The organism is Methylobacterium sp. Leaf85, from assembly GCF_001422125.1.
Taxonomy (GTDB): Bacteria; Pseudomonadota; Alphaproteobacteria; order Rhizobiales; family Beijerinckiaceae; genus Methylobacterium; species Methylobacterium bullatum.
In genome coordinates, this window is the sequence record NZ_LMME01000007.1 from 1 (window position 1) to 12,516 (window position 12,516).

12 protein-coding genes and 1 riboswitch are annotated in these 12,516 nt (G+C 67.9%); of the genes, 9 read left to right on the forward strand and 3 right to left on the reverse strand.

The window, feature by feature from the left end:
- The 3 genes from ASF08_RS06540 to ASF08_RS06550 all read left to right on the forward strand — a co-directional run.
- The coding region (locus tag ASF08_RS06540) for a DNA translocase FtsK (RefSeq protein WP_056142896.1) at positions 1-661 on the forward strand (661 nt) is incomplete at its 5' end.
- A 163-nt stretch (positions 662-824) separates the two neighbouring features.
- Positions 825-1,736 (forward strand): LolA family protein, encoded by a 912-nt coding sequence (locus tag ASF08_RS06545; protein WP_056142899.1) that lies wholly within the window; start codon positions 825-827, stop codon positions 1,734-1,736.
- Between the two features lie 259 nt (positions 1,737-1,995).
- Complete coding sequence (locus ASF08_RS06550) at positions 1,996-2,430, forward strand: hypothetical protein (RefSeq protein ID WP_156629487.1); 435 nt, start codon at positions 1,996-1,998, stop codon at positions 2,428-2,430.
- Here the strand turns inward: ASF08_RS06550 and ASF08_RS06555 are convergent.
- Complete coding sequence (locus ASF08_RS06555) at positions 2,418-3,218, reverse strand: lysophospholipid acyltransferase family protein (protein WP_082473097.1); 801 nt, start codon at positions 3,216-3,218, stop codon at positions 2,418-2,420. The genes ASF08_RS06550 and ASF08_RS06555 overlap by 13 nt on opposite strands.
- Before the next feature lie 79 nt (positions 3,219-3,297).
- On the opposite strand from ASF08_RS06555, the gene ASF08_RS06560 reads away from it, so the two are divergent.
- Positions 3,298-4,107 carry an exodeoxyribonuclease III gene (locus ASF08_RS06560; protein ID WP_056142904.1) on the forward strand — a complete coding sequence of 270 codons (810 nt, stop codon included), beginning with the start codon at positions 3,298-3,300 and terminating at the stop codon, positions 4,105-4,107.
- 310 nt (positions 4,108-4,417) lie between these two features.
- A riboswitch (SAM-I-IV-variant riboswitch) is annotated at positions 4,418-4,529 on the forward strand.
- Positions 4,530-4,579: 50 nt separating this feature from the next.
- Complete coding sequence (locus ASF08_RS06565; protein WP_056142908.1) at positions 4,580-5,647, forward strand: threonine aldolase family protein; 1,068 nt, start codon at positions 4,580-4,582, stop codon at positions 5,645-5,647.
- Positions 5,648-5,735: 88 nt separating this feature from the next.
- Here the strand turns inward: ASF08_RS06565 and ASF08_RS06570 are convergent, their stop codons facing one another.
- Positions 5,736-6,035: a hypothetical protein gene (locus ASF08_RS06570; RefSeq protein ID WP_056142910.1), complete on the reverse strand. Its 300-nt coding sequence runs from the start codon at positions 6,033-6,035 to the stop codon at positions 5,736-5,738.
- 454 nt (positions 6,036-6,489) lie between these two features.
- Between ASF08_RS06570 and rpsO the strand changes: the two genes are divergently transcribed.
- The 3 genes from rpsO to ASF08_RS06585 all read left to right on the forward strand — a co-directional run bounded on the left by rpsO (position 6,490) and on the right by ASF08_RS06585 (position 10,395).
- Positions 6,490-6,759, forward strand: coding sequence for a 30S ribosomal protein S15 (gene rpsO, locus ASF08_RS06575; protein ID WP_018044126.1), 270 nt, complete (start codon positions 6,490-6,492; stop codon positions 6,757-6,759).
- 214 nt (positions 6,760-6,973) lie between these two features.
- Positions 6,974-9,145, forward strand: a complete 2,172-nt coding sequence (gene pnp / locus ASF08_RS06580) for a polyribonucleotide nucleotidyltransferase (protein WP_056142911.1) — start codon at positions 6,974-6,976, stop codon at positions 9,143-9,145.
- A gap of 605 nt (positions 9,146-9,750) precedes the next feature.
- Complete coding sequence (locus ASF08_RS06585; protein WP_056142914.1) at positions 9,751-10,395, forward strand: glutathione S-transferase family protein; 645 nt, start codon at positions 9,751-9,753, stop codon at positions 10,393-10,395.
- 3 nt (positions 10,396-10,398) lie between these two features.
- Here the strand turns inward: ASF08_RS06585 and ASF08_RS06590 are convergent, their stop codons facing one another.
- Positions 10,399-12,105, reverse strand: coding sequence for an SWIM zinc finger family protein (locus ASF08_RS06590; RefSeq protein WP_056142917.1), 1,707 nt, complete (start codon positions 12,103-12,105; stop codon positions 10,399-10,401).
- Positions 12,106-12,212: 107 nt separating this feature from the next.
- On the opposite strand from ASF08_RS06590, the gene ASF08_RS06595 reads away from it, so the two are divergent.
- On the forward strand, positions 12,213-12,434 hold the full coding sequence (locus ASF08_RS06595; RefSeq protein ID WP_018044130.1) for a YgaP family membrane protein: 222 nt from the start codon (positions 12,213-12,215) through the stop codon (positions 12,432-12,434).
- The last annotated feature ends 82 nt before the right edge of the window (positions 12,435-12,516 follow it).

Here is a 12,516-nt window from a genome sequence, read left to right on the forward strand (position 1 = left end):
CATGGCGACGCAGCGCCCGTCGGTGGACGTCATCACCGGCACGATCAAGGCGAACTTCCCGACCCGGATCTCCTTCCAGGTCACGTCCAAGATCGACAGCCGCACGATCCTCGGCGAGATGGGCGCCGAGCAGCTGCTGGGCCAGGGCGACATGCTGTTCATGGCCGGCGGCGGGCGCACCACCCGCGTCCATGGCCCGTTCTGCTCGGATTCGGAGGTCGAGAGCGTGGTCGCCCACCTGAAGCGCCAGGGCCGGCCGTCCTATCTCGAAGCCGTCACCGTGGACGAGAACCCGCCCGAGGAGAAGCCGGCCAAGGCCTCCAAGGCCGACAAGGCGGCGGCCGCCGAGGCCGAAGAGATCGACGCGCCGATCTTCGATGCCGGGGCCTATGCGGGCGGCGGGATCGATGCGGGTGCCGACCTCTACGACCAGGCGGTGCAGGTGGTGATGCGGGACCGCAAGGCCTCCACCAGCTACATCCAGCGCCGCCTGCAGATCGGCTACAACCGCGCCGCCTCGATCATGGAGCGGATGGAGGTCGAGGGCATCGTCGGCCAGGCCAACCACGCCGGCAAGCGCGAGATCCTGATGGAGACCGCGCCGTCCAGCATGGGGGCGATCTCGATGTCCTCGCCGATGATGGACGACGACGACGAGTGAGCTATTCCTCCCTCCCCCTTGTGGGGAGGGACCGAGGGTGGGGGTGGCTCCGGACGAGGCGAGCCGTCTCCGGCCCCTCACCTCCACCGCATCGACGTCCCATATTCGCCACAGGCTCGGGTTCTAAGCCGGAACCCCACCCGACTTCGGAGAACGCCCCAGGATGACCGGCCGACGCCACCTTCTCGCCGCCGGCTCGCTCCTCGTGCTGGCGGCCGGCCTCCAGCCCGCGCCGGCCTCGGCGCAGGTCTCGTCCTTCCTCGACGGTCTGTTCGGCCGCAAGGAGCAGCCCGCGCCGGCCCCCGCTCCCGAGCCGGAAGCGCCACCGGCCGCTCCCGCCGCGCCGAAGAAGCCCGCGGCCCAGGCACCCAAACCCGCCAAGGACGCCAAGGCGGGGTCGGACAAGGCGGCTCCCGGCGCGAAGCCCGCCGCGAAGGCCGCGCCCTCGGACGCGCCCGCCAAGGTGGCCGCCGTCGGTGCCCCCACCGCCGCGTCCTCCATGCTCGATGCCGAGCCCGCCGCCGTGCTCGCCCAGGCCAACGCCTATTTCAACGGGATGACCACGCTCAGCGGCAACTTCGTCCAGATCGCCGGCGACGGGCGCCGCATCGGCGGCAAGCTGACCCTGGCCAAGCCCGGCCGCCTGCGCTTCGACTACGACCAGCCCTCCCCCATGGAGGTGGTGGCCGATGGCACGTCGGTGGCGGTGAAGGACCGCAAGCTGAAGACCCAGGACCTCTACTTCATCTCGCAGACGCCGCTAAAATTCCTGCTCCGCGACAAGATCGACCTCGCCCGCGACCTCACTGTGTCGGACATCGCCAACGATCCGGGCGGCATCCGCATCTCGCTCGAGGACCGGGCGACGCTGGGCGGCACCTCGAAGATCCAGCTGTTCTTCGACGCCGAGATGAAGACCCTCAGCCAGTGGCGGATCACCGATCCGCAGGGCTACCAGACCACGGTCCAGCTCTCGAACCTGCAGAAGGGCAAGGCCATCGACGGCAGCCAGTTCTTCATCAATTACGGGCGCAGCGAGGACAAGGCGATGGAGAAGCAGATCAAGGCGCAGTGATCGCGAGTGCCTCCCTTCTCCCCTTTGCGGGAGAAGGTGGCCCGCGTCAGCGGGTCGGATGAGGGGAGCGCCATTTCCGGAAAGGGGCGGCCCCTCTCCCCCCTGCTCCGCAGGCACCCTCCCCCGCACAGGGGGGAGGGTTTTTTCGCTCATCAAGCCCTGCCGATCTGTCACCGGCCTCGTTCCCCTGATCGGCTTCCCCTGACGCGGCGGGTATATGGAACGGGTGGTGTGCGGCCGGCGGCTGCTGGAGAGATCGATGACGGAAGAGCCGGACCAGACCAGTGCCGTCATTGAGGCGACACCGGGCGGCGCCGCGTTGCTGGCGTGGATGGGCGGGTCCCCGAATTTCGGCGATGCCGAACTCGTTGCCTTGACCCTCGACTGCTCCGGTCGAAATCTCCTTAAGCTCGACGTCGAGACGCGCGCGAGAGGACGGCGCGAATACGCCCGCGTCACCTTGGTCCTGACGGACATGATCGATGTCAGCCTGGCGGGATTCAGCCGTCAGAATGTGATTGGCGGTCTAAGGTTGCGATGGGCTAAGGATCGCCCGGTTCACCCGACGCATAGCTGCACGGGGCTCGGCCTCGGCGATATCGAGATCGATCTCAAACCCTGCTTTGGTGCGTTCGGGACAATTCGTGCGAGCCTCGACGCCATTGAGGTCGCTCCGAAGACTTACGACACCTGAAGCGCGACGGCCGGGGCGCCGCTCCGCCAGCGGTTCAACTCCGCGTCGATCGCATCCTGCGTGCCCCGCATGAACTCGCCCCCGCTCAATCCCGGCTTCAGGGTTTCAAGGTAGCTCACCACCACCGTTCCGGGAATGTGGCGCGAGCCGCCATGGGGCCAGTACAGGCCGGAATTCACCGCCACGGGCAGCACCGGCAGGCCGAGCTTGGCGTAGAGCAGCTCGACCCCGCGCTTGAACTGCACCGGCGCGTCGATGGTGCTGCGGGTGCCCTCCGGGAACATCAGGATCGAGCGCCCCTCCGCGATGGCCATCCGGCTCTCGTCGATCATGGTGCGCAGGGCCTGGGTGCCGTTGGCCCGGTCGATGATGATCATCGGCGAGCGGCGCAGGAACCATCCGACGATGGGGATCGCCACGAGTTCGCGCTTGGCCACGATGGCGACGTTCGGGATCAGGATGAGGAAGGCCAGGGTCTCCCAGGCCGATTGGTGGTTGGCCACGATGAGGCACGGCTCTGCGGGGATGTGGGCGCGCCCCTCCTCCACATAGGACAGGCCGACGATGTGGCGCAGGCCGAACAGGATGCCGCGCGACCACAGCCGCGTCGCCGCCCGAATCGGCTTCGTCGGGCAGCCGAGGGCCGCGAGCACCACGAGGGGAAGCGCGAAACAGGCGGTCCAGGCGGCCCAGTAGACGTTGAAGAGCGCAGAGCGGGTGCGCGACACGACGGGCGATCCTTCCTGAAACGGCGACGGCGCGTCCTTCTCGCTGATGGAACGCGGCATTTGTGCGGCGACGGGCGGGCCGATCCGGTCTATCGAAGCGGCCGATCCCGTCCCTTATCACATCTGTGAGCTAGACCCGTTGCGCCTCTCCGTCACCACCTGGAACATCAATTCGGTGCGGTTGCGCATCGATCTCGTGCTGCGGTTCCTCGCGCAAGCGAAGCCCGACGTGCTCTGCCTGCAGGAGACCAAGTGCCCGGACGACGCGTTTCCGCTGAAGGCCCTGCGGGGTTCCGGCTACGAGCACGTCGTCTTCGCCGGCCAGAAGGGCTACAACGGTGTGGCCATCCTCTCGCGCTTTCCCCTGCTCACCCGCGACGTCATGGCCTTCTGCGGTAAGCCGGATGCCCGCCACATCTCGGCGGTGCTCGGGCCGGAGGCGGGTGCGGCGGCGGGCCTCGTGATCCACAATTTCTACGTCCCGGCCGGCGGCGACGTTCCGGATGTCGAGCTCAATCCGAAATTCGCGCATAAGCTCGACTTCCTGCAAGACCTGCGTGCCTGGGGCGCACGGCGCATGGCCGGCCCGGCGATCCTGGTGGGCGACCTCAACGTGGCGCCCCTCGAACACGACGTCTGGTCGCACAAGCAGTTGCTCTCCGTGGTCAGCCATACGCCGGTGGAGACGCAGGCCCTGGAAGAACTGCGCGGGGAAGCCGGTTGGATCGACGCCGCCCGCGTGCTCACCCCGGAGCCCAAGAAGATCTACACGTGGTGGAGCTACCGCTCGCCGGACTGGTCGGCCGCCAACAAGGGGCGGCGCCTCGACCATGCCTGGATCTCGCCCGACCTCATCGGCACCGCGCGCTCCGTGGACGTGTTCCGCGAGGCGCGGGGCTGGGAGCGACCCTCCGACCACGTACCGGTGACGCTGACCCTCGACCTGTGACGGGCGGGCGCATCCTCTCCGTATGGCCGGCCGAGGAACGCAAAGCCCTGCCGATCATTGCACTTCGGACTGGCGGCCCCGGATGGGCGCCGCATCTTATTCACCGCTCCGGAGTGTCCTCCAAATGCGCAAGCTGATCCTCGCCTTCCTTCTCCCCAGGGTCGTCTCCTACCTCCGCCGCCGCTATTCCGGCCGCTCGGGTCGCCCGACTGCCTGAAGTTCGCTCCTCGCCCGTCCTCCCAGTGTGGGAGGACGGGCGGCACGCATATTCTCTTCGCGTTGCGGCCGGCCCCGCGCGCTGCTAAGTCTCCTCCTGCATCAAGAGTCGCGGCGACGCCCGACGCCAACCTGCTGATCCGAGCAAGGTGGAGCCCTCATCGACTGGAGGGGATGTGGCCGAACCGGCAACGAAACGGGTTTCGCCACGCGTCGCTTCGGCTCTCCTTTGGGACCGACGGAAGGCGCAGCGACGATGAAGTCCGAACCCCAGCAATTCGCCAGCGACAACTACGCCGGCATCTGTCCCGAGGCCTGGGCCGCCACCGAAGCGGCCAATGGCGGCTCGGTGCCCGCCTATGGCGAGGATGCCTGGACGAAGCGGGCGTCGGACGCGTTCCGCGATCTGTTCGACAAGCCGGATGCGGAGGTGTTCTTCGCCTTCAACGGCACCGCCGCGAACTCCCTGGCGCTGGCCTCCCTGTGCCAGTCCTATCACAGCGTCATCTGCTCGGCCTCGGCGCATGTGGAGACCGACGAGTGCGGCGCCCCGGAATTCTTCTCCAACGGCTCGAAACTGCTGGTGGCGGCGAGCCCGGACGGAAAGCTCACGCCGGCCCTCATCCGGGGGCTCGCGACGGGGCGCTCCGACATTCATTTCCCCAAACCCCGCGTCGTGACGATCACCCAGCCGACGGAGACCGGGCAGCTCTATACCCTCGACGAGATCCGGGCGGTTTCGGCCGCCTGCCGTGACCTCGGCCTGCGCCTTCACATGGACGGCGCGCGCTTCGCCAATGCCTGCGCCAGCCTCGGCTGTGAACCGGCGGAGATGACCTGGAAGGCGGGGGTCGACCTGCTCTGCTTCGGCGGCACCAAGAACGGCATGGCGGCGGGCGAGGCGATCCTGTTCTTCGATCCCGCCCTCGCCGAGGATTTCGGCTATCGCTGCAAGCAGGCGGGGCAGCTCGCCTCGAAGATGCGCTTCCTCACCGCGCCCTGGGTCGGAATGCTGGAGGGCGGCGCCTGGCTCCGCAACGCGGCCCACGCCAATGCCTGCGCGCGACGTCTCGCCGGGGCGGTGGCGGAGTGCCCGGGCTTTACCGCCATGTTTCCGGTGGAGGCCAACGCCGTATTCCTGAAGGCATCGCCCGAGCGACTGGACGCCTTGCGGGACAGGGGCTGGCGTTTCTACACCTTCATCGGCGGTGGCGCCCGATTCATGTTCGCCTGGGATTCCGAGCTCGAGCGGATCGACGCGCTCGTGCGGGACATCCGCGCGGTGAGCTCCGCTGTGCCGGATCGACTGTCCGCCTCCGGCTGATTCCATCCGCCCATCGGGCTGCGCTCAAGCTTCTGAGCGTCGGGGCGGTCCGGCCGCAGAACCGGCGAACGCTGTTTTCGATGCCGGTTCAGTCCGTTTTCTTCGTGTCGGGCATGCTGGCCACGAACTCCTTCACGGCGGCATCGTAGTGTTGCTTGACGAACTCCTTCGTCCCGGCGGGAACGACGGCCCAGATCACGGCGGCGACGAAGATCAGCGCCGCGACTGTGTAGGAAAAGCTCTCGAAGACACCAAGCCCCCCGAGCAGCAGGGGGATCAGGCTAAGTGCCAACGCGATAAAGGCCGAGCCAAACAAGTAATAACTTGATGCGAAAGCAATAACAGCAAATGCTATCGGTCTTCCGATCTTGATGATGATCCGGTTCATTCCACCCCCAGTCGTTTCGGAAAACCTGATTGCGCTTCTTAGTTGAGGCCGAGCCTTTATCACATTTAAGTTTGAATGCAAAAGACAGAAGCTCGAATTTGTCGCAGTGTGACCTTTGCGGCGAAATGGAGCCCGGCTCGTCGACAGACAATACGATAAATCAAGACGTTAGACTTGGAATGGCCCGAGGCGGCCTTGCGTCGTTCCGGACGCTCCGCCGAGGCGGAGCGAAGGCCCGGCATCCGTCCGGGCAGGCGCCGGGACGGGGGTGGCACGAAGCCCGGATTCGTGTATGTGTCCTCTGGCCTCGACCCGGAAACGGGCACGGGGCTAAAGCTGCTTGTGAACGCGACCGTGCTGGACGACATCCCGGCACAGGCCCCGTCGCAGGCTGAGGCGGTCTTTCTCGAAGAAAACCGTCTCGATCCGAAAACCCGTATCGAAAGGGAATGCGATGTCGATTTCGGCCGAGCGCAAGACTGCGCTCATCAAGGAATACGCGACCGGCGGCAAGGACACCGGTTCTCCGGAGGTCCAGGTGGCGATCCTCACCGAGCGGATCACCAACCTCACCGGCCACTTCAAGACCCACGGCAAGGACAACCATTCCCGCCGCGGCCTCCTGAAGATGGTCTCGCAGCGCCGCTCGCTGCTCGACTACGTCAAGCGCAAGGACGAGGCCCGCTACCGCAGCCTCATCGAGCGTCTCGGCATCCGCCGCTAAGGCGATTTTCGCGGTCCCGAGCCTGGCTCAGGGCCGCGTTTCATTGACGTCCCGCGCTGCCGGAATGGGTCTGGCCGCGCGACCATCGGGCCGCTTCGAGGCGCACTCGTCGGGGACAGGATCGCCAGGAGTTCTTCGCCGGTCCGGCGCGGAACTCCTCGCCGTCTTGCCCCTGGCGGCGCCGGGCACGCCCGACCGCAGGAAGGCATGACATATGTTCGACGTACAACGTGAAGAGCTGATCTGGGGCGACCGCAAGCTCGTCCTCGAGACGGGCAAGGTCGCCCGCCAGGCCGACGGCGCCGTGATGGCGACGTATGGCGAGACCTCGGTGCTGGCCACCGTTGTGTCCGGCAAGGAGCCCAAGGCCGGAATCGACTTCCTGCCGCTCACCGTGAACTACCAGGAGCGCGCCTACGCCGCCGGCCGCATCCCCGGCGGATACTTCAAGCGCGAAGGCCGTCCCTCCGAGAAGGAGACCCTGGTCTCCCGCCTCATCGACCGCCCGATCCGCCCCCTCTTCGTCGAAGGCTGGCGCAACGACACCCAGGTCGTCGTCACCGTCCTGACCCACGACCTCGAGAACGATCCCGACATCCTCGCCATGGTGGCGGCCTCCGCCGCCCTCACCCTGTCGGGCGTGCCCTTCACCGGCCCGATCGGCGCGGCCCGCGTCGGCTACGTCAACGGCCAGTACATCCTGAACCCGCCGGTTCCCGAGCTCGAGAACTCGACCCTGGATCTCGTCGTCGCCGGCACGCAGGACGCCGTGCTGATGGTGGAATCCGAGGCCAAGGAGCTCGACGAAGAGACCATGCTCGGCGCCGTGATGTTCGGCCACAAGCATTTCCAGCCGGTCATCGACGCGATCATCCGCCTCGCCGAGAAGGCCGCCAAGGAGCCCCGCAACTTCTCCGCGCCCGAGAACGGCGACGTGGAGCAGGCCGTCCTCGACGTGTGCGAAGCGGAGCTCCGCGACGCCTACAAGAACACCGTCAAGCAGGAGCGCTACGCTGCCGTCGACGCCGTGAAGGCGAAGGTGATCGCGGCTCTCTGTCCGGCCGAGGGTGAGCAGAGGTTCTCGCCTGAGAAGGTCAAGGCCGCGTTCAAGGAAGCGCAGTCCAAGGTCGTGCGCTGGAACATCCTCGACACGGGCTCCCGCATCGACGGACGCGACGTCCGCACCGTGCGGCCGATCGTGTCCCAGGTCGGCGTGCTGCCCCGCGCCCACGGTTCGTCGCTGTTCACCCGCGGCGAGACCCAGGCCCTCGTGGTCGCCACCCTCGGCACCGGCGAGGACGAGCAGTTCATCGACGCGCTGGAAGGCACCTACAAGGAGACCTTCCTGCTGCACTACAACTTCCCTCCCTACTCGGTGGGCGAGACCGGCCGCATGGGCTCCCCGGGCCGTCGCGAGATCGGCCACGGCAAGCTCGCCTGGCGCGCCGTGCATCCCGTGCTGCCGCCGGCCCACGAGTTCCCGTACACGATCCGCGTCGTGTCCGAGATCACCGAGTCGAACGGCTCGTCCTCGATGGCCTCCGTCTGCGGCGCCTCGCTGTCGCTGATGGATGCCGGCGTGCCCCTGCGCCGTCCGGTGGCCGGCATCGCCATGGGCCTCATCCTCGAGGGTGAGCGCTACGCCGTGCTGTCCGACATCCTCGGCGACGAGGATCATCTGGGCGACATGGACTTCAAGGTGGCGGGCACGGAAGCCGGCATCACCTCGCTGCAGATGGACATCAAGATCGCCGGCATCACCGAGGAGATCATGAAGGTCGCCCTGCATCAGGCGCAGGAAGGCCGCGTCCACATCCTCGGCGAGATGGCCAAGGCCCTCACCGATGCCCGTCCCGAGCTCGGCGAATACGCGCCCCGCATCGAGACCATGCAGATCCCCACCGACAAGATCCGGGAAGTGATCGGCACCGGCGGCAAGGTGATCCGCGAGATCGTCGAGAAGACCGGCGCCAAGATCAACATCGACGACACCGGCACGGTGAAGATCGCCTCCAGCGACGGCAAGGCCATCAAGGCCGCCTATAACTGGATCCGGTCGATTGTGGCGGAAGCCGAAGTCGGCATGATCTACGACGGCACCGTCGTGAAATGCATGGAGTTCGGCGCCTTCGTGAACTTCTTCGGCGCCAAGGACGGCCTCGTCCATATCTCGGAACTCGCCGCCCAGCGCGTCGCCAAGGTGACGGACGTCGTCAAGGACGGCCAGAAGGTCAAGGTGAAGTTCCTCGGCGCGGACGATCGCGGCAAGATCCGCCTCTCCATGAAGGTCGTCGACCAGGAGACCGGCGAGGACCTGACCGAGAAGCTCAAGGCCGAGCGCAACGCCGAGCAGGACCGCGCCCGCGGACCTCGCCAGGACGCGTAAGCCCCCTCAGCCTTCGGGGTGATCGAGAATGAAGAGCGCGGTCCCGAGAGGGGCCGCGCTTTTTCGTTTGGGGCACGGATGCCTCGGGAAGCGCGCCCATGATCGAGATGGTCGTGCCCGGTGCTCACTCCATCATCCGGTATCGTCAGAGGCGGATGGCCATGATCGTTCCGCTGCGCCCTGGGTGTGTATCGATGACATCGACCTCGACCGATGCATGAAAGTTCGGAGAGGAACGGGGCGGAGCGGAGACCTCGAAGGAGGGCTCCAGAACCCACCGCGATCTTCTGGAGCCCTCCTTCGAGGCCGCTACGCGGCGCCTCAGGATGAGGTGATTGGGTGGGACGTCTGGTGATGGCAACAGGGCCGGCCGCACATGGCCCATCCCGCCAAACCACCTCATCCTGAGGCGACGGAGCGAAGCGCAGGCCTTGAAGGAGGGCTTCAGATATCATTGCGATCCCCGGAACCCTCCCGAGGCTGCGGCGCCGCAGCTGAGGTGGAGGTGGTCTGGTGGCAGCCACGGGCACTTGCCGGCTTCGGTCAGCTCCGTACCCTCCCCTGCCTCGGCGAATCGCCGGCGACCACCGTCCCAGGGAGGCCCCATGAGCGAAGACCTCATCCTCTACACCCACCCGATGTCGCGCGGGCGGATCGTGCGCTGGATGCTGGAGGAGGTCGGGCGGCCCTACCGGGCAGAGATCCTCAATTTCACAGCGCTGAAGCAGCCGGCCTATCTCGGCATCAATCCCATGGGGAAGGTGCCGGCCCTGCGCCATGGCGAGAGCGTGGTCACCGAATGCGCCGCCATCCTCGCCTATCTCGCCGATGCGTTCCCCGACGCCGGTCTCGCACCGCCATCCGGCAGCGCGGAGCGCGGAGCGTATTACCGCTGGCTGTTCTTCGCCGCCGGGCCGGTGGAGGCGGCCGTCCTGAACACGGCGCTCGGTATCGATGTGCCGCCCGAGCGCAAGGGCATGGCCGGCTACGGCAGCATGGCCGAGGTGCTCGATACCCTGGAAGGCGCGGTCTCGGGCACGGAGTATCTCGCGGGCGGCCGGTTCAGCGCCGCCGACCTCTATCTCGGCTCGCATCTCGGCTGGGGCATGCAGTTCGGCACGATTCCGCGCCGCCCCGCCTTCGAGGCCTATATCGGCCGGCTCTATGCCCGGCCGGCGGCGTTGCGGGCGAGCGAGATCGACGACGGCCTTGTCGCCGCATCGACCCCCGCCGGTCATGCGGGGGCGTGAGGCTCACGCGTCGTAGCGCAGGGCCTCCAGCAGGGGGCGGAGCTTGTGCTTGCGGCGGTGGGTGGCGATGAGGTCCTCGATGCGGGCGGTCCAGTCGTCGATCCGCCCCGCCGCGTCGTAGGCTTGGGCGGCGCGCGCGAGGAAGGCCGCGGCGACATCGTAGCGGCCCGCTTGACCCTGATCGATGATCGCGACGGCCTTGCGTTCGGCGGTGCGGATCACCCAATCGGAATGGCGCCCATGCGCCACCTCCAGCAGGCGCAAAGTCACCGGCTCGGGCGTGTCGTAGCCCGTCGCTTCGCCGATGGCGGCGACCGCCTCGTCGATCATCCCCTCGTCGAGGAGGATCTCGATCCGGTCGGGCGCGCGGTCGGCGGCGATCAGCCCGGCGAGGAGATCGGGCTTCAGCCGGTTCCAGCCTTCCCCCGCGACCGCGCGCGCCGCCTCGTAATCCTCGCGCAGCCACTGCGCCAGGGGGAGGACCGATGCGCCGGGACGCCACGGTTGATCGTCCCTGTCGCCGGCATCGCCCCCCGCGAGGCCGAGCCCGGCCTCGGCGACGTGGAACGCCTCATCGGACCGGCCCGCCTCCATCAGCGCCCGCGCGAGGTCGAGGGCCTCGTCCGGCAGGGTGAAGCGGGCACTGCCATGCGCCACCGCCTCCGCGATCCGGCCGAGCCGCACGAGCATGGTGGCGACGCGCGCCTCGGCGCCGACGGCCCGTGCGAGGTTGAGATAGGCGTCGCCGTGGCCCCGCGCGTCGAGCACCCGCAGGCGGATCGCGGTGAGTTCGAGCTCGGTAAGGTCCTCGTCGTCCGCCGGCCACGGCCCGGTCCCGCCCTCCAAAATGGCGTTGAGCGCGGGATCGTCCCAGCCCTGCTCCAGGGCGCGGGCCGCGATGCCGAAGCCGTCCTCGACGCCGTAGTCGTAGAGCTCCGCGTCCCAGCCCTCCAGGGTGTCCACCAGCGCCTCCCGCTCGCCCCCGTCGAGGTCGGAGAGCAGCGCCGCCTCGGCCATCATCCGCCCGAGATCGTGGAAGAGGAGGTAGAACTCTTCGTCCGTCTCGTAGCCGCCGCCGAGCCAGTCCTCGATCACGGGTTCGGCCACGGCCTCGAGGATCCGCAGGGCGCTGCTTCCGTCGCCGGCCTCCATGTGCGGCACGGCCTTGTCCGCGAGGTGGCGCAGGGCGTCGGCATTGCCGCTGGGGCGATAGCCGTCCCAGAAGTCGCGGTGTCGGGAGGGGCCGGAGAGCACGGCGCGGGCGCGCGCGGCGATTGGAGCGGTGTCCACCGGCGCGCCGCCGGGGCGCAACGCGGTGGCGAGGTCCGCCTCGATCCAGCCGGTGAGGTCGGGATCCTCCTCCGCCCGCCGCAGGATCAGGTCGCGCAGGGCCTCGGCGCTCAAGGGGGCGAGAAGGGCCTCCAGCGTCGGCCGGGCGACGGCGGAGCCGGGATCGTCGGCGAGGGTGAGCAGCGCCGCCACCACATGCTTGCAGGCGCCGCCCCATTCGTAGGGGCAGGTGCAGGAAAAGGCCGTCGCCTTGCCCCGCGCGAGGCGGATGCTCACCCGGTAGGGGTCGATCTCGCTCCCCGCCACGGCGGCGGTGAGGGTGTCGCCGCGCATCACGAGGTCGGAGACCGCGCCCCGGCGCCGGTACTCCTCGCCGCGCGTGAACACTTCCGGGCCGGCGAGGCGGCGGATCTCGGCCATGGATATCGGTTTGCGTGTGCTCGTACCCATCCGGCCTCCGTTCTCTCGGAACACCCATCCTCCCGCCGCGTTCGCCCCGCGACGCAACACGAGGAGTAGACTCCACCATGGCAGATCCGATGATTCCGAGCATCTTCGAGGGCGAAGCGAACCTGTCCACCACCGAGCGGGCGGTGTCCGTGGTGCTCGGCCTCGGTATCGCGGCGGCCGCCGCCCAGCCCCGGCCGAACAAGTGGTTGAGCCTCGCCGCCCTCGTGGTCGGTGCCGGCCTCGCCATTCGCGGTGCCACCGGCCACTGCCCGGTCAAGTCGGCCGGCTACATCTCCTGAACCCAAATCTCCTGAACCCAAGACACGAAAAAGGGGCGCTCCGATGGGGCGCCCCTTTTTTCATGTCCGATCTTCTGCGCGG

Bases quoted from the DNA above. Each gene is read 5' to 3' on its own strand.
- ASF08_RS06545 (WP_056142899.1), top strand. From the start codon at position 825: ATGACCGGCCGACGCCACCTTCTCGCCGCCGGCTCGCTCCTCGTGCTG.
- ASF08_RS06550 (WP_156629487.1), top strand. From the start codon at position 1,996: ATGACGGAAGAGCCGGACCAGACCAGTGCCGTCATTGAGGCGACACCG.
- ASF08_RS06555 (WP_082473097.1), bottom strand. From the start codon at position 3,218: ATGCCGCGTTCCATCAGCGAGAAGGACGCGCCGTCGCCGTTTCAGGAA.
- ASF08_RS06565 (WP_056142908.1), top strand. From the start codon at position 4,580: ATGAAGTCCGAACCCCAGCAATTCGCCAGCGACAACTACGCCGGCATC.
- ASF08_RS06570 (WP_056142910.1), bottom strand. From the start codon at position 6,035: ATGAACCGGATCATCATCAAGATCGGAAGACCGATAGCATTTGCTGTT.
- rpsO (WP_018044126.1), top strand. From the start codon at position 6,490: ATGTCGATTTCGGCCGAGCGCAAGACTGCGCTCATCAAGGAATACGCG.
- pnp (WP_056142911.1), top strand. From the start codon at position 6,974: ATGTTCGACGTACAACGTGAAGAGCTGATCTGGGGCGACCGCAAGCTC.
- ASF08_RS06585 (WP_056142914.1), top strand. From the start codon at position 9,751: ATGAGCGAAGACCTCATCCTCTACACCCACCCGATGTCGCGCGGGCGG.
- ASF08_RS06590 (WP_056142917.1), bottom strand. From the start codon at position 12,105: ATGGCCGAGATCCGCCGCCTCGCCGGCCCGGAAGTGTTCACGCGCGGC.
- ASF08_RS06595 (WP_018044130.1), top strand. From the start codon at position 12,213: ATGGCAGATCCGATGATTCCGAGCATCTTCGAGGGCGAAGCGAACCTG.